This is a genomic window from Cupriavidus basilensis, from assembly GCF_029335485.1.
Taxonomy (GTDB): domain Bacteria; phylum Pseudomonadota; class Gammaproteobacteria; order Burkholderiales; family Burkholderiaceae; genus Cupriavidus; species Cupriavidus basilensis_E.
Genome location: NZ_JARJLM010000429.1, coordinates 14,438 through 31,267, shown reverse-complemented (window position 1 = coordinate 31,267; position 16,830 = coordinate 14,438). Strand labels below are relative to the sequence as shown.

At 64.6% G+C, this 16,830-nt stretch carries 15 protein-coding genes; 14 read left to right on the top strand and 1 reads right to left on the bottom strand.

The genetic code is table 11. The annotated features are described in order from the left end of the window. The 11 genes from P3W85_RS25585 to P3W85_RS25535 all read left to right on the top strand — a co-directional run. Window positions 1-304, top strand: a 304-nt coding sequence (locus tag P3W85_RS25585; protein ID WP_346430290.1) for a hypothetical protein, incomplete at its 5' end; no start/stop codon positions are given. A gap of 406 nt (window positions 305-710) precedes the next feature. After that, window positions 711-1,724 carry an amino acid ABC transporter substrate-binding protein gene (locus P3W85_RS25580; protein ID WP_276266810.1) on the top strand — a complete coding sequence of 338 codons (1,014 nt, stop codon included), beginning with the start codon at window positions 711-713 and terminating at the stop codon, window positions 1,722-1,724. A 74-nt stretch (window positions 1,725-1,798) separates the two neighbouring features. Next, window positions 1,799-2,995, top strand: a complete 1,197-nt coding sequence (locus P3W85_RS25575) for an amino acid ABC transporter permease (RefSeq protein WP_276266809.1) — start codon at window positions 1,799-1,801, stop codon at window positions 2,993-2,995. Between the two features lie 3 nt (window positions 2,996-2,998). Next, the gene (locus P3W85_RS25570; protein WP_276266808.1) at window positions 2,999-4,102 is read left to right on the top strand and encodes an amino acid ABC transporter permease; all 1,104 of its coding nucleotides are present in this window, start codon (window positions 2,999-3,001) and stop codon (window positions 4,100-4,102) included. 77 nt (window positions 4,103-4,179) lie between these two features. Beyond that, window positions 4,180-4,908 (top strand): amino acid ABC transporter ATP-binding protein, encoded by a 729-nt coding sequence (locus P3W85_RS25565; RefSeq protein WP_430869617.1) that lies wholly within the window; start codon window positions 4,180-4,182, stop codon window positions 4,906-4,908. Window positions 4,909-5,084: 176 nt separating this feature from the next. Then, complete coding sequence (locus P3W85_RS25560; RefSeq protein ID WP_017227152.1) at window positions 5,085-6,140, top strand: sigma-54 interaction domain-containing protein; 1,056 nt, start codon at window positions 5,085-5,087, stop codon at window positions 6,138-6,140. 173 nt (window positions 6,141-6,313) lie between these two features. Beyond that, complete coding sequence (locus tag P3W85_RS25555; RefSeq protein WP_276266806.1) at window positions 6,314-7,675, top strand: acyclic terpene utilization AtuA family protein; 1,362 nt, start codon at window positions 6,314-6,316, stop codon at window positions 7,673-7,675. Between the two features lie 14 nt (window positions 7,676-7,689). After that, window positions 7,690-8,010, top strand: a complete 321-nt coding sequence (locus P3W85_RS25550; RefSeq protein ID WP_017227150.1) for a DUF4387 domain-containing protein — start codon at window positions 7,690-7,692, stop codon at window positions 8,008-8,010. A gap of 104 nt (window positions 8,011-8,114) precedes the next feature. Further along, a complete protein-coding gene (locus tag P3W85_RS25545; protein WP_276266805.1) occupies window positions 8,115-9,086 on the top strand; it encodes a tripartite tricarboxylate transporter substrate binding protein in 972 nt (323 codons plus the stop codon). A gap of 280 nt (window positions 9,087-9,366) precedes the next feature. Continuing rightward, window positions 9,367-10,713, top strand: a complete 1,347-nt coding sequence (locus tag P3W85_RS25540) for a leucine-rich repeat-containing protein kinase family protein (RefSeq protein WP_276266804.1) — start codon at window positions 9,367-9,369, stop codon at window positions 10,711-10,713. 255 nt (window positions 10,714-10,968) lie between these two features. After that, window positions 10,969-11,691, top strand: a complete 723-nt coding sequence (locus P3W85_RS25535; protein WP_276266803.1) for a carbonic anhydrase — start codon at window positions 10,969-10,971, stop codon at window positions 11,689-11,691. Between the two features lie 206 nt (window positions 11,692-11,897). On the opposite strand, the gene P3W85_RS25530 is transcribed toward P3W85_RS25535, so the two are convergent. Next, window positions 11,898-12,821 (bottom strand): LysR family transcriptional regulator, encoded by a 924-nt coding sequence (locus P3W85_RS25530; protein WP_276266802.1) that lies wholly within the window; start codon window positions 12,819-12,821, stop codon window positions 11,898-11,900. A gap of 116 nt (window positions 12,822-12,937) precedes the next feature. Between P3W85_RS25530 and P3W85_RS25525 the strand changes: the two genes are divergently transcribed. The 3 genes from P3W85_RS25525 to P3W85_RS25515 all read left to right on the top strand — a co-directional run bounded on the left by P3W85_RS25525 (window position 12,938) and on the right by P3W85_RS25515 (window position 16,816). Next, window positions 12,938-14,026: a tartrate dehydrogenase gene (locus tag P3W85_RS25525; protein WP_276266801.1), complete on the top strand. Its 1,089-nt coding sequence runs from the start codon at window positions 12,938-12,940 to the stop codon at window positions 14,024-14,026. A 147-nt stretch (window positions 14,027-14,173) separates the two neighbouring features. After that, window positions 14,174-15,529, top strand: a complete 1,356-nt coding sequence (locus P3W85_RS25520; RefSeq protein ID WP_276266800.1) for a dicarboxylate/amino acid:cation symporter — start codon at window positions 14,174-14,176, stop codon at window positions 15,527-15,529. Window positions 15,530-15,547: 18 nt separating this feature from the next. Further along, the gene (locus P3W85_RS25515) at window positions 15,548-16,816 is read left to right on the top strand and encodes a glycerate kinase type-2 family protein (RefSeq protein WP_276266812.1); all 1,269 of its coding nucleotides are present in this window, start codon (window positions 15,548-15,550) and stop codon (window positions 16,814-16,816) included. The last annotated feature ends 14 nt before the right edge of the window (window positions 16,817-16,830 follow it).

Below are 16,830 nucleotides of genomic sequence, written 5' to 3'. Positions count from 1 at the left end.
GCCCCCAATGGATAAACCCCGCCAGCACACCCGCCACGGCCTCACCGCCGAGTACCGCAACGCGGATATCTATCTGAGCGCGCGCATGCCCTGCGAAACCCCGCTGAGCCTGGCCACCGAGAAATCGGCGCAGCTTTACGCCCTGCTCTTCCTGGCTTGCGACAACGCCGAAGCCGGCGTCTTCGGCGACCTGAACGCGGAGATCCAGAACCGCGTGCTGACGCTGGCCGCTGGGCTGGCGCATGAGGCCATGGTGTTGAGCGAACTGGCCGCGCAGTGCGAGGCCGAGGCGCCTGCGGCGTAGCCGTCAAGGCGGGAGCCGGTGGCAAGGCCGGCTCCCGCCGGCCGATCGCGGCGAGAGACCGCACCCAGCGCACTCGAGTCGCGCCGCGCAAGGGAGGCGAGACTGGCCCGCAGCGCTTGGATTCCACCGTTGGCGCCAGCCGCCTGCATGGCCAAACTACCTTCTTGCGAAAGCGTCTTCGCTATTCTAGCCTTATAAACAGTGAGAACTATGGTGCGCTTGTTCGCGCGTCCTGGCCTGGCAATATGACTCATCTGTACCGCGCCGGCGGACTCGCGTCTTCCTTGCGGTGGCAGCGGTGTGGCGGGACAAGCCGGCACATGCGGTGCCATCTTGCGGGCTTTCTTGATGCGTCCGCGCGTTGTTGCCTGCTCAATGAATCTGAACCGCGGAGGACGTGATGCGTATGCGCAGCGCAATCGTAGCCGCTTCGATGGTGGCCTTCGCCATCGCGGCCGGCACGGCCCACGCCGGGGCGACCTTCGACGCCGTGAAGAAGAAGGGCTTTGTCCAATGCGGCGTGAACACCGGCCTCCCGGGATTCTCCGTGGCCGATGAGAAAGGCGTCTGGAAGGGCATCGACGTGGACGTTTGCCGGGCCATTGCGGCTGCCGTCTTCGGCGACGCGTCCAAGGTGAAGTTCACGCCGCTCACCGCCAAGGAGCGATTCACCGCGCTGCAGTCCGGCGAGGTCGACGTCCTCTCGCGCAACACCACGTGGACGTTGAACCGCGATGGCGCGCTGGGCATTGTCTTCACCGGCATTACCTACATTGACGGACAGGGTTTCCTCGTGAAAAAGAAGCTTGGCGTGAAATCCGCGCTCAAGCTCGACGGTGCGACGGTGTGCGTGGGATCGGGAACGACCACGGAGCTGAACCTGACGGACTATTTCACGCTCCATAAAATGAAGTTCAAGGCCGTCGTCTACGACACGTCGGATGAAACCGAGAAGGCATTCGCGGCCGGCCGTTGCGATGTCCTCACCAGCGATCAGTCCCAGCTCTATGCACTGCGCATCAAGCTCGCCGATCCCGACAGCGCCGTCGTGCTTCCGGAAGTGATCTCCAAGGAGCCGTTGGGCCCGGCGGTGCGCCAGGGTGACCAGGAGTGGTTCAACATCGTACGCTGGACCCTGTTTGCGATGTTGAACGCCGAAGAGCTGGGCGTGAGTTCGGAGAACGTCGACCAGATGAAAGCGAGCAAGAACCCGGACGTAAGGCGCCTGCTGGGCGTGGAGGCCATCAAGCACGGTTTGGGCGTCTCCGACGACTGGGCCTACAAGGTCGTGAAGCAGGTGGGCAACTACGGGCAGGTCTTCGAGCGCAATGTCGGCTCCGGCAGCCCGCTCAAGATCGCTCGTGGCCTGAATGCGCTGTGGACCAAGGGCGGCCTGCAGTATGCACCGCCGATTCGCTAGGCGCCCTCTTCCCGTCGCACGGCGCCGCGCCCGCCTGCCGGATTCCGGCCAGGAATGCGAGGCGACCCCGGAACATGGCCCAGACAAAGGACCCCGCTGAAGCGCCGCCGACGCGGCCGCCGCCCTGGAACGATCCCCGGATCCGGGCGATCGCGTTCCAGGTGCTGGTGAGCGCTGGCGCCGTCGCGCTCGCGGCCTACCTGGTCCGCAACCTGATGCACAACCTCGAGATGCGCGGCATTTCGACGGGCTTCGGCTTCCTCTCGAACCGGGCGGGCTTCGCCATCAACCAGGCGCTGATCGCCTACAGCGAGGAGTCGTCGACTTACGGGCGTACCTTCGTCGTCGGCCTGCTCAATACCCTGCTCGTTTCCGGGCTGGGTATCGTCTTCTCCACCATCCTCGGCTTTATCGTCGGCGTGGCGCGGCTTTCCCGGAACTGGCTGGTGGCAAAGCTGGCGCTGGCCTATATCGAGATCTTCCGCAACCTCCCGCTACTCGTCCAGATTCTCTTCTGGTATTTCGCCGTCTTCCTGAACCTGCCGGCGCCCGGCGAGGCGCTGCACGCCGGGGATTCGGTCTTCCTCACGCTGCGGGGACTGTACCTGCCGCGCCCGCAGGCGCAGGCCGGATTTGGCTGGACGGCAGCCGCGCTCGTTGCGGCGCTGGTGGCGTCCGTCGCCCTCGCGCGCTGGTCGCGGTACCGCCAGGAGCGCACCGGCAAGCGCTTCCCGGCGTATCTTGCTTCCGTCGCCTTGCTGGCCGGCGTGCCGCTCGCCGCGTTCGTCCTCACCGGCCGGCCGCTGCAATGGGTGAAGCCCGAGCTTGCGGGCTTCAATTTCACCGGCGGCATTGCCGTGACCCCGGAGCTCGCCGCGCTGCTGGTGTCGCTCTCCATCTATACCGCCGCCTTCATCGCCGAGACGGTGCGTGCCGGCATCCTCTCGGTGTCGCTCGGGCAGACGGAAGCGGCCTATGCGCTCGGATTGCGCCCGGGCTGGACCTTGCGGCTCGTGATCATCCCGCAGGCGATGCGAGTGACGATCCCGCCGCTCACGAGCCAGTACCTGAACCTCACCAAGAACTCCTCTCTCGCCACGGCGATCGGATATCCCGACCTGGTGTCGCTCTTTGCCGGGACCACCCTGAACCAGACGGGCCAGGCCGTCGAGGTGATGTCGATGACCATGGCGGTCTATCTCGTCATCAGTCTCGTGATCTCGATGTTCATGAACTGGTTCAACGCACGGATGGCGCTGGTGGAGCGCTAGGCCATGACGACGCACCGGCAATCCCACGCCGACCTGCCCCCGCCGTCCGCCCCGATGGGGGGCCTCGGCTGGCTGCGCAAGCATCTCTTTGACTCGCCCCAGGACGGCGCGCTCACCCTGTTCGCGCTCTACCTCCTCTATCTTGTGGTGCCGCCGCTTGTCGAATGGGCACTGATCAAGGCCGACTGGAGGGGTACCCACAGCGGGGCCTGCTCCCGGGCAGGCGCGTGCTGGGCCTTCATTCACGTGCATCTCAACCAGTTCATGTACGGCTTCTATCCGGTCGCCCAGCAGTGGCGGGTCAACCTGGCGATCGCGTTGCTCGTGGTGCTCGTCGTGCCGCTGTTCTTCAAGCGCTTTGCGCTGAAGCGGTGGCTGGGCGCCGTGCTCCTCCTGGTCTATCCGGTTGTCGCGTTCTACCTTCTGGTCGGCGGCCGGTTCGGCCTGAGCCACGTCGAGACGAACAAGTGGGGAGGACTGACGCTCACGCTGGTGATCGCCATCGTCGGCATGGTGGCCGCCCTGCCGCTCGGCATCCTCCTCGCGCTCGGCCGGCGCGCCGCGAGCATGCCGGTTCTCAAGGCCCTGTGCGTGGCGTTCATCGAGCTGGTGCGCGGGGTTCCGCTCATCACTGTGCTCTTCATGTCTTCGGTGATGCTGCCCTTCTTCTTGCCCGAAGGACTGAACTTCGACAAGCTCCTGCGCGCCCTGATCGGCGTAGCGCTGTTCGCCTCCGCCTACATGGCGGAGGTGGTGCGCGGCGGCCTGCAGGGTATCCCGAAGGGCCAGTTCGAGGCCGCGGCGGCGCTGGGCCTGGGCTTCTGGAAGTCGACCGCGCTGGTCATCCTGCCGCAGGCGCTCAAGCTGGTGATCCCGGGGATCGTCAACACGTTCATCGGGCTCTTCAAGGACACGAGCCTGGTACTCATCATCGGCCTGTTCGACCTGCTCGGCAGTATCCAGGCCGCCAACGCCGACGCCAACTGGCTGGGGTTTTCGACCGAGGGATACCTGTTTGCGGGATGCATCTACTGGGTCTTCTGTTTCAGCATGTCGCGCTACAGCCAGTGGCTTGAGAAGACGCTGCAAACGGGCCACAAGCGCTGAAGTCCGATGAGGAGACGCACATGAATGCCGTACAAGCCGCCGGCCCGGCGGCGAACGCTGCGAGCGCCGGCCCGGCCATGGTCGAACTGCACGGCGTGCACAAGTGGTACGGCAAGTTCCATGTGCTCAAGGACATCGACCTGAGCGTCGCCAAAGGCGAGCGTATCGTCATCTGCGGGCCCTCGGGCTCGGGCAAGTCCACCATGATCCGCTGCATCAACCGTCTGGAGGAACACCAGCGCGGCAGGATCGTAGTCGACGGCGTGGAGCTCACCAGCGACGTGAAGAATATCGAGAAAGTCCGCTGCGAAGTGGGTATGGTGTTCCAGCATTTCAATCTCTTTCCACATCTCACGGTCCTGGAGAACTGCGTGCTGGCGCCGATGTGGGTTCGCAAGACGCCGCGCAAGGCTGCGGAGCAGGCCGCGATGGAATACCTTGAGCGTGTGCGCATCCCGGAGCAGGCGAAAAAATACCCTGGGCAGCTCTCCGGCGGCCAGCAGCAGCGCGTGGCGATCGCGCGCAGCCTTTGCATGCGCCCCAAGGTGATGTTGTTCGACGAGCCCACCTCGGCGCTCGACCCGGAGATGATCAAAGAGGTGCTCGATGTCATGGTGGGGCTCGCCAGGAGCGGGATGACCATGCTCTGCGTGACGCACGAGATGGGCTTTGCGAAGACGGTCGCCAATCGCGTGATATTCATGGATGGCGGCGAGATCATCGAGGAAAACGAACCCGAAGCGTTCTTCATGCACCCGCAGCATGACCGAACGAAGCTGTTCCTGAGCCAGATCCTCGATCACTGATACCGCACCAGCCGCCTGCCGGGTGCCACAATGCCCATGCGTCAGTCTCGGGAGGCCCGCCCTGCTGCCGGTCCGCCGAGCCACACGCCGGAATAGGTTATCTTTGCGCAGATGACTGACTTCAACGTTGCGGTCGCTGGAGCCCTCCCCGCTTCCGGTGGCGGCTCCCATACTCGATGACGAACGAACCTTCTCGCCTGCAGCTCATAGGGGAACACCCGGCTATCGCCGCCCTGCGTGAACTGATCGCCCGCGTGGGCCGCAGCCAGGCAAGCACCATCCTGATCTACGGCGAGACCGGGACCGGCAAGAGCCTTGTGGCTCGCATGCTGCATGCCCAGTCCAATCGGGCCGCGCGGGAGTTCATCGATATCAACTGCGCTGCGATACCCGGCCAGTTGCTCGAATCCGAACTGTTTGGCCATGAGCGTGGTTCGTTCACCGGAGCGGTCAGCAAGAAGGAGGGGCTGATCGAGGCGGCGAACGGCGGCACGGTGTTCCTGGATGAAGTCCGCGAGCTGGATCCGGTAATGCAATCCAAGATCCTGACGCTGCTGGACACGCGGCGTTTCCGGCGGGTCGGCGCGGTGCGTCCTATCAGCGTCGACGTCCGCTTTATCGCCGCGACCAACAAGATCCTGCTGAGCGAGGTCAAGGCCGGCAAGTTTCGCGAGGACCTGTACTACCGCCTGCAGGTGATCGCCATCAATATCCCGCCGCTGCGCGAGCGCGGCGACGACATTTTCCTGCTCGCAAGCAACGCGCTGACGAAATATAACGCGCAGTACGGCAGCCGGATCCAGCGGCTGGATCCTGAGGTGGAACGCATCTTCCGTGCGTACCGGTGGCCGGGCAACGTGCGTGAACTCGAAAATCTGCTCGAACGCATCTGCCTGCTGGAAGAAGGCGATTGCATCCGGCCGGACCATTTGCCGGCCCGCATCCTGCGGGACGTGATGCCCCACTCGGCCGAGCCGGACGACCCGGCATCGCTGCCGGCCACCATGAACGGAGCACTGTACCCGCCCCCGGCATCCGGGCCTGCGCAGGATTATCACGAAGCCACGGCGCATTTCCAGCGCGCGCTGATCGCGCAGACACTGGTCTCGTGCCGGCAGAACCTCGGTTCGACGGCCGAGAGACTCGGGTTGAGCCGGCACGCACTACGGCACCAGATGGCGAAGCTGGGCTTGCTGGCCTCGCCAGGGGGAAACAATGAGGAGAGCGAGTGAAATTCACGCAATCGGCGTCAAAAATTTGCGCGTAAAACACGCATAACGCGAGGCCGCACTATCCAAGTCATTGAAAAATAAAGGTTTTGCAATGATCTGCGTGATGGCATGAAACCTGCGAAGAATGATTCGTCAGGCCCCGCTCGGGGAAGACACCATCTGGAGAACATTGCATGCAGTCGCTGAAGATCATTTGCCCCAATGGCCATCTCGGCTTTGCGCCTTTGCGCACCGAGAGCTTTCGAATGGGGGTGGAGGCGGGCCCCGACTACATCGCCGCCGATTCGGGCAGCGATGACGTCGGCCCGGTGCCGCTCGGGTCGGACACCTCGACGAGCCCCGAAGCGTGGCAACGCCACGATCTTGAGCAAATGCTGCTGGCGTCGCGCCGTCTCGGTGTGCCGATGATCATCGGCTCGGCCGGCGACACCGGTTCGAATAGCCGCGTGGACCTGTACGTACGCATCGTCAGCGAACTGGCCCGCCAGCATGGGCTGAAGAAGTTCCGGCTCGGCTACTTCTATTCCGAAGTGGACAAGGCCTTCCTCCGCGAGACGATGCGGCGGGGAAACGCGGTGCGCGGGCTGGATGGCTTTGCCGACCTGACGGAGAGCGAGCTCGACGCGACCGACCGTATCGTCGCCATGGCCGGCGTGCATCCTTATATGGCACTGCTGCGCCAGGGCGCTGACGTGATCATCGGCGGGCGCAGTTCGGATGCCGCCCTCTTTGCCGCCCCGGCGTTGCATCACGGCTTTTCCGCCGACCATTCGTATTACCTGGGCAAGGTGCTTGAATGCGCGTCGTTCTGTGCGGAGCCTTATGGCGGCAAGGAAACCGTGATGGGCGAGATATCGCATGAGGACGTCCAGGTCACGGCGATGCATCCGGAGCAGCGTTGCACGGTCGCCTCGGTATCCGGCCACGCGATGTACGAGCGCTCCAATCCGTACGAGGAGTTCGTCGCCGGGGGCAAGCTGGACATGACGCATTGCCGCTATGAGCAGGTCGGCGAACGCACCACACGTATTACCGGTTCGCGCTTCATCGGAGCGGATGCGGTCCGGGTCAAGCTGGAAGGGGCCGGGAAAGTGGGTGAGCGCTACGTTGGCCTGTGCGGTATCCGGGACCCCTACACCATTGCCAACGTGGACCGGGTGATTGCGTGGGCACGCGAGCAGGTGCGCGCGCGCTTCGGCGACAGCGGCTATGAACTGCACTACAGCGTGTACGGCCGCGACGGCGTGATGGGCGAGCTGGAACCGCTACGCGACCAGCCCGGACACGAGCTCTGTTTGCTGGTCCAGGGCGTTGCGCCCACCCGTGAGATGGCAGAGGAGGTGACGATGATCGGCTTGCGCCAGATGTTCTATGCGCGCCTGCCCGATGTGAAGGGCACGGCCGGATCGGTGTCGTTCCCTCTCGATGAAGTCCTGCATGCCAGCGCGGCCTACCGCTGGACGCTGAACCACACGGTGGAGGTAGAGGATCCCATGGCTTTGTTCCCCACGCATCTGATCGAAGTGGGCATTTGAGACAGGAGCAGCACATGACAACGCAAAAACTGCATCAACTCGCCAAGACGATCCGCAGCAAGAACGCGGGGGTCAACAAGATCACGTTCGACATCATCTTTCGGGAGGCCGCCGAATACGAACGCGTCAAGCGCTCCCGCGTACTAAACCGCGAAAGCATGGCCGCGCTCTACCGGATCCCCGTCGAGCGGATCTCGGATTTCGTCGAATACGATCCGGCCTACGCAATCAAGTTCACCATCTATCGCACCCGGCCCAGCGGCAGCGCCGGCGATGGCGATATCTTTGGCGCCCAGCAGTACGCGCCCTTGCTGAATCTGGATATTCCGGCCTAGGCAAGCGCATCGGCGGCTTCATTCCATGGGATCCCGGGGCGGCAGGCGCCCTGCGTCCAGCCCGGCACAGCCATACCGCTCCACTAACGAGACAGGTGCACTGAATGCGAAAAATGTTAGCCCGTATCGCGCTGCTGTTTGCCGCGATGTCTGCAGTAACCTCCGTGGCGGTCCACGCCGAGCCCCGGCTGCCGCCCTTGATGAAAATCGTCGTGCCATTCTCGCCGGGCGCGAGCAACGACGTGATCGCGCGTGCGATTGCGCCGGCGCTTGCAAAGCGCCTGGGAACGACGGTCATCGTGGAGAACCGGCCCGGGGCCGCGGGCGTCGTCGGCGCTGACTGGGTTGCCAAGGCGCCTCGCGATGGATCGGTCCTGCTGTTGACGTCCTCGACCTTCCTGACCGCCGCCGCCACGCAGCCCCACTCGCCCTACGATCCGCTTGCCGCGTTCGCGCCGGTATCCATGGTCGCCGAGGGGCCGTTGTTGCTGGCGGTCTCGGCGTCGACGCGGATCAGGTCGACGGCCGACCTGATTGCGGCGGCGCGTGGGAAACCGGGCGCGCTGACCTACGGCTCGGCGGGGATTGGCTCCCTGGCGCAACTGGCGACGGAGCTGCTTTGCGACACCTCGAAAATCCAGATGATGCACGTGCCGTACAAAGGCGCCTCCAATGCGCTGATGGATCTGGCGGCAGGGCAAATCGACGTGATGATGTCCAACTACAGCTCGCTCGTCACCCAGTTGCAGTCGGGCAAGGTAAAAGCGCTGGCCGTGACCTCGGGGCACGCCAACCCGGCGTTTCCCGAATTGCCGCCGCTGGCAACGTCGGTGCCCGGCTATGCGCTTGAAATCTGGGTTGGCCTGCTTGCCCCGGCGGGTACGCCCGCGCCGTTGGTCCAGCGGCTGAATCGCGAGATCAACGAGATTGCTGCGTCGCAGGATGTCCGTGTCGTGCTGGAGCGGGATGGCTCCATTCCCAAGGCAATGAGTCCGGCGCAATTCGGCGTGCGCATGCAACAGGATCTGGCGCAGTGGAAGCGCATCGCTACCGACAGGAAGATCGTGGTCGAATGACTGGCGGACGGAGGGCGGCGGTGTTGACCTGGAAAGCGTCGACACCGCTCAAATCGGGGGATGGCCGGTATTCGCCAGGAATCCGCCGCACTCCTCGTTGAGCACAGGATTTCAAGCCGGAATCCCTTGTCAACAAGCGGCTTGGGCGCGTGCCGATCAACCGGATACGTACCCGGAACCGTACCCGAAGGCGCCAGGCCGTTGGTTGCCGGAAAGCGATCCCAGTAGAATAGACGCGATTGGCCCAACAATCACCGGCTACCGGATATCACTTTCCACTGTGACAACATCACTTGAACAACTGCAGGCCGGACAACTCGCGGGTGCCCGGCAGATCAAGCTCGCTTGCGGGTTGACCGAATTTCCGCGCGAGATCTTCGATCTGGCCGAGACACTGGAAATCCTTGACCTGTCCGGCAATGCGCTTTCGATGCTGCCGGATGATCTGCCGCGGCTGACCAGATTGCGGATCCTCTTCGCCTCCAACAACCGGTTCACTGAACTGCCCGAAGTACTGGGGGCGTGCCCGCAGTTGAGCATGATTGGTTTCAAGGCAAATCGCATACGCAAGGTTTCCGGCAGATCGCTTCCGCAGCAGCTTCGCTGGTTGATCCTGACGGACAACGAGATTGAAGCGCTGCCAGCGGAAATCGGAAACTGTTCGCGGCTACAGAAGCTGATGCTTGCCGGCAACCGGTTGCGCACGTTGCCCGCGGAAATGGCCGCGTGCGCTCGACTCGAACTGGTGCGTCTTTCCGCCAATCGGCTAAGCGGGTTGCCCGGGTGGCTGGTGCGCTTGCCGCGGCTGGCGTGGCTGGCGTATGCGGGCAATCCCCTCAGCGCGGCGCTGGAAGCGACAGCGTCAGCCGGTACGCCGGTCGATGATATCCACTGGGAGGCGCTGGCGCTCGAGCAGAAGCTGGGCGAGGGTGCGTCGGGCATCATCTATCGCGCGAGGCAAATTCCGCGCGATGGTGATGGGTCAACGCCTGTTGCAGTCAAGCTGTTCAAGGGTGCCGTGACGAGTGACGGTTTGCCGGACTGCGAGATGGCCGCCTGCATGCACGCCGGACAGCACCCGAATCTGATCCAGGTCAGGGGAAAAGTGCAAGGCCATCCGATGGACGAGCATGGTCTCGTCATGGCGCTGATCGATCCGGAGTTCACCAACCTTGCGGCACCGCCGAGCCTGGCGTCCTGCACACGCGATATCTACGGGGCCGACGCCCGCTTCGATCTGGCTTCGGCGGTGCGGATTGCGCATGGAATCGCTTCGGCGGCCTGCCATCTGCATCAGCGAGGCATCATGCATGGCGATCTGTATGCGCACAATATCCTCCATTGCAGCCAGGGGCGCGCCTTGCTGGGGGATTTCGGCGCGGCGTCTCTCTACGATGTCAATGACAGGGAACTCGGGCTTGCATTGCAGCGGCTGGAGGTTCGGGCGTTCGGTCATTTGCTTGAGGAACTGATTGAGCGGTGCGAGGTGGGAACGTCGTCCGATACGGGCGAGCTTGAAGAACTCAAGATGGCGTGTTTGAGCGAAAGAATCGAGAGCAGGCCTTTGTTCCCGGCCATTGCTGCCAGGCTGCTGGCCTGCTCGGCCTTGTTGCCGGCGGAGCCATGATTGCGCCAATTCGGCCGCACGCGCCGGTTGGCTCCGGGAAGGCTCGATACCTGGTTCCAACCTATCGTGCAGGGCACCTTCCGGTGCGCGAGCCGGGAAAACGGACTGGACGGATAGCAAAGGTTGTCCTACAAAGAAGAACGACTGCGGTTACGGCGTGACTGGAGATGCCGGCGCGCTTCGGGAAGCATCCGCGGCAAGCGTGTGTTTCGGTTTCGGCTTTCCGATGAACCAGGCGGCGACGGAGGCAATCGGATGTGCGATCTGTGCGGTGACGCGCGGCATGCGGCTCAAGTATCGCGCCGCGATTTTCTGAGAACCGGCGCAGTCGCGGCGCTGGCACCATGGAGCATCGGCGCAGCCATGGCGGCCGATCCGCCTGCGCCGAACGTGATCGCGCCCGCGGATGCGTTGAAGCGGCTGATCGACGGCAACGCGCGCTATGCCGCCAACATGCCCAACGAACGCGACTTCTCGGCGGGCCGGGCCGCCCGCGCGCAGGCGCAGTACCCAATCGCCGGGATCTTGAGCTGCGCCGATTCTCGCGTCGCGCCGGAACTGGCTTTTGACCAGGGGCCCGGCGATCTGTTCGTCGTGCGCGTCGCGGGCAACATCCTGAATCCCGACCTGCTGGCCTCGCTCGAGTATGGCGTCCAGTTCCTGGGGACCCCGCTGGTCCTGGTGCTCGGCCACACGGGATGCGGCGCAGTCGATGCCGCGATCAAGGTACTGAAGGCCAAGGCCGTCCTGCCGGGCCGTTTGCCCGAGCTCATCGCGGAGATAAAGCCCGCGGTGATTGCCGCGCAGAAGGCGAAATCCGGCGACTTGCTCGATAACGCGATCATCGAGAACGTGCGGCGGCAGGTGAGCAGGCTGAAGAACTCACCACCGGTAGTCCAGGAGCGCTATGCCGCCGGGAAGATCGACATCGTCGGTGCGGTCTACGATCTGCAGACGGGAAAGATCGCGCTGGCCTGACACCGTGCGCTGCCGGGCCGAACCGATGGCATGCGCGGCAACGCCGGCCATCTCCTGTGGGCCGGATTCCGCCGTTTCCATGACAGGTTCTTCTCGGCCCGAGACGGGCATCTACGTCGAGAACCGGCAATTGATCGAAGCCATCCCCGGCCGGTCCGCGCGCAGCAGTGCGAAAGGGATGGCCTGGAAATCGAGGTCCTCCCCTCCTATCTGCCAAACTCACTGAACCTCGACGCCAGGAACTCCACAAAGAGCCGGATTCGCGAGGAGAGTTGATGTCGTTGCTGGTACACCGCATAGATGCTCGCCTCCGGCGTCGAATACTGCGGCAGAACCTGTACGAGCCGGCCGCTGCGCAAGTAGCGCTCGATGTCCCACTCGGCACGCATCACGATGCCGTGGCCCTCCAATGCCCAGTTCACCGCAATCTCGCCGTCGTTGGTGGTGAGGTTGCCGCGCACACGGACGGACTCGGTCCGCTGCCTGGCGCCCTTGCCCGAGGTCAGCCGCCACACGCCATAGGCATCGCTGCCCTGACGGATGCCGATGCAGTTGTGGCGCGCCAGATCCATCGGCGTCTGCGGGACGCCGTGATCGCGCAAATACTTTGGCGAGGCGCAGAGCAGACGCCGATTGGGCGCCAGCAGCTTGGCCACGATGCGCGCATCGGGAGGCTCGCCAAACCTGACGCAAACATCGAATGCATCTTCCGTCAGCGGTGGCGGATCCGCCGACAACTGCAATTGCACGTCGACGTCCGGGTATGCCCTGCTGTACTCGGAGATGACCGGCGCCACATGCATGCGGCCAAAGCCGAGCGTGGCATTGACCCGGAGCAGACCGCTCGGCCGCCCCTTGGCCCTGGTCAATAGCTGGTCGAGGTCGTCGATCTCGCCAAGGATCCTCCGGGCGTGCTCCAGGAAGACCTCTCCCTCCGGCGTGAGCCCCATGCGCCGCGTGGTGCGGATCAGCAGCGGCATGCCGAGCCGCGACTCCATCTGGGCAAGCCGCTTGCTCACCGCCGCCGTCGTGATGCCCAGGTCCCGGGCGGCGGCGCTCAGGCTGCCCGCCGTCGCCACCGAGGCGAAGAAGCCCAGCTCGGCGGGCTGTATGCCGTTGCTCGTACCCATGCCATCTTTAATTTCAAGTTAAGAATGGTTTAACTTTAGCGACGATCCGAAACCCTGTCCATGGGCAAGAATCCACCTCACGCAATTCAGCGGTGATCCAGACCAGGAGACAAAAGATGAAGACGTACAAGATCGCGACGATTCCGGGCGACGGCATTGGCAAGGAGGTGGTCCCGGCCGGACGCGAAGTCATGGAGGCATTGACCACCGCTGGCGCCGGCTTGCGCTTCGAGTTCGAGAACTTCGGATGGGGTGGTGACTACTACCGCCAGCACGGCATGATGATGCCCGAAGACGGCCTCGACGCACTCCGCGGCAAGGATGCGATCCTGTTCGGCTCGGCCGGCGACAACCAGATCCCGGACCACATTACCCTGTGGGGGCTGCGCCTGAAGATCTGCCAGGGCTTCGATCAATACGCCAACGTGCGCCCCACCCGCATACTCCCCGGCATCGACGGCCCGCTCAAGCGCTGCGCGGCCGAAGACCTGAACTGGATCATTGTGCGCGAGAACTCCGAAGGGGAATACTCCGGCGTGGGCGGCAGGGTGCACCAGGGGCACCCCATCGAGGCCGCGACCGACGTCTCGATGATGACCCGCGTGGGCGTGGAGCGGATCCTTCGCTTCGCGTTCAAGCTCGCCCAGTCGCGGCCGCGCAAGCTGCTGACCGTCATCACCAAGTCCAACGCGCAGCGCCACGCGATGGTGATGTGGGATGAAGTGGCCTTGCAGGTCTCCAAGGACTTCCCGGACGTGACCTGGGACAAGGAACTGGTGGACGCCGCCACGGCGCGCATGGTGAACCGCCCAAAAACACTGGACACCATCGTCGCCACCAACCTGCACGCGGACATCCTGAGCGACCTGGCGGCGGCGCTGGCGGGCAGCCTGGGTATCGCGCCGACCGGCAACATCGATCCGGAACGCCGCTACCCGTCGATGTTCGAGCCGATCCACGGCTCCGCCTTCGACATCATGGGCCGCGGCCTGGCCAATCCCGTTGGCACTTTCTGGTCGGTGGTCATGCTGCTGGAGCATCTGGGCGAACAGCAAGCCGCACAACGGGTGATGAGCGCCATCGAAGCTGTCACCGCCAACCCCGCGCTGCATACCCGCGACCTTGGCGGCACGGCCACCACGGCGGAAGTGACCAAGGCAGTCTGCGACCAACTGGCCGCCGGCCGGCAAGCCGAGGCCGCCTGACCGGCGCCTGGCGCAGTCCATACCGTCCGGCATCGCCCGGGCGGCATCTGGCGGGCCCGGTCGCGGCCCGCCCTGCCCTGCGGACGAAAAGTACAGCCTTCAGAGCTGGTCAGCAGGCGCATCCCATCGACCGAGCAGGAGACAGCAATGATTCGAAAAATTCTGGGAAAGCTGTACGTCCAGGTGTTGATTGGCGTAACGGCGGGCATCGCCCTGGGCGTCCTGGCTCCGGACATCGGCAGTGATTTCAAGCCGTTGGGGGATGTCTTCATCAAGCTGATCAAGATGGTGTTCGCACCGATCATCTTTGCCACGGTGGTGCTCGGCATTGCCCGGATGGAAAGCATGAAGGAGCTGGGGCGCGTGGGCGTGCGGGCCCTGCTTTACTTCGAGCTGCTCTCCACCTTCGCGCTGGCCCTGGGCCTCATCGTCGTCAATCTGGTCCAGCCTGGCCGTGGCATGAACATCGACGCCGCCCACCTCGACACCAAGGCGATCGCGAACTACACGCATGCCGCGGAGAAGCCCCACACCTTCATCGAGTTCCTGATGAACATGGTGCCGACCAGCATCATCGACGCGCTCGCCAAGAACGACATCCTGCAGATCCTGGTGTTTGCCACCCTGTTCGGCATCGCGTTGTCCCACATCGGCCCGCGGGCCAAACCGGTGGTCGAATTCCTGGACTCGTTCACGCACGGCATCTTCTCTGTGGTCGGCATGATCATGCGCCTTGCCCCGCTTGCGGCATTCGGTGCGATGGCATTCACGGTGGGCAAGTATGGCCTGGGCTCGGTGGTCTCGCTGGGCAAGCTGATGGGCACGATGTACATCACCTGCGCCCTCTTCGTGGTGCTGGTGCTGGGCGGCGTGGCGCGCATCGCCGGCTTCAGCCTGTGGAAGTTCCTCCGGTACATCAAGGATGAATTGTTCACGGTGCTGGGCACCAGCTCGTCGGAGTCCGTGGTGCCGCAACTGATGCGCAAGCTCGAGAATGCCGGCGTGTCCAAGCCCGTCGTCGGCCTGGTCGTGCCGTCCGGCCTGACGTTCAACCCGGACGGCCAGTGCATCTACTACACGATGGCGGCCATCTTCATCGCCCAGGCCACCAACACGCCGCTGACGCTGACCGACCAGATGGTGGTGCTAGGCGTATTGCTGCTGACGTCCAAGGGCTCCGCGGGCGTGACGGGATCGGGCTTCATCACGCTGGCGGCCACGCTCGCGTCGCTCGGCAAGATTCCCGTTGCCGGCATGGTGCTGCTGCTCGGCGTGGACCGTTTCATGTCGGAGGCCCGGGCCATCACCAACACCATCGGCAATGCCGTCGGCACGCTTGCCATTGCCAGGTGGGTGGGCGCCGTGGACCAGCGGCAGCTCCAGGATGCCCTCGACGGCAAGCTCGCCGGCGACACCGAAGCCGTCGGCGACAAGGCCGGCGTGGAAACGGCCGGGGCCCGCCTGGCACGCGTGACGGATGCGCAGGCCTCCCTCCCTCACTGAGTCCAGCCAATCATGACCATGCAAGCTGACCGGGCTCGCGCCCTGCTGCGCGACATGTTTCGCGCAGCGATCGACGCCGCCCAGCCCGGCCGGACGCTGGCCCGGCATTTGCCGCCGCCGCCCAAGGGCCGGACCATCGTCATCGGCGCCGGCAAGGCCTCCGCCGCCATGGCCAGCGCCTTCGAGGCGGCGTGGCCGGGACCGTTGGAGGGGCTCGTGGTGACGCGCTATGGCTATGCCGCCGACTGCTCACGCATCGACATCGTGGAGGCGGCACACCCGGTGCCGGACGAAGCGGGCTTCCACGCCGCGCATCGCATGCTCGAGCTGGTGTCCAACCTCACCGAAGACGACCTGGTGATCTGCCTGATCTCCGGCGGCGGCTCCTCACTGTTGCCGCTGCCGCTGCCCGGCATCTCGCTGGAAGACAAGCAGGCCATCAACCACGCCCTGCTGAGATCGGGGGCCACCATCACCGAGATGAACTGCGTGCGCCGCCACCTCTCCGCCATCAAGGGCGGCCGGCTTGCGGCGGCCTGCCACCCGGCGCGCGTCTGCAATCTGCTGCTGTCCGATGTGCCGGGCGACGATCCCATCGACATCGCATCCGGCCCGACGGTGCCGGACCCGACGACCTGCGCCGACGCCATCGCCATCATCCGGCGCTACGGCATCGACGTGCCCCCGCACGCGCTGACCGTGCTGGCGTCCGGTGCGGCGGAAACCGTCAAGCCGGGCGATCCGCGGCTGCCTGAGATCCGCAGCACGCTGATCGCCACCCCGCGCATGGCACTCGAGGCGGCCTCGCGGGTGGCGCGGGACGCCGGCCTCCCCGTCCACATGCTCGGCGATGCCATCGAGGGCGAGGCGCGCGACGTGGGCAAGGTGATGGGGGGCATCGCCCTGGAGGTGGCCAGGCATGGCCAGCCCTTCACCGCGCCCTGCGTGCTGCTGTCCGGTGGAGAAACCACCGTCACCGTCCGCGGCAAAGGACGCGGTGGCCGGAACGTGGAATACCTGCTGTCGCTGGCCCTTACGCTGCGCGGCGAAGCCGGCATCCATGCCATCGCCGGCGATACCGATGGCGTGGACGGACAGGAGGAAATCGCCGGCGCCATCACCGGGCCGGACACGCTGGCTCGCGCCTGGCAGCTCGGCATCCGGCCGCACGATGCCCTTTCCGACAACGACGGCCATGGCTTCTTCGAGGCGCTCGGCGACGCCGTCGTGACCGGCCCGACCCTGACCAACGTCAACGACTTCCGCGCCATCCTGATTGCGCGGTGATTTGGGAGTAACAA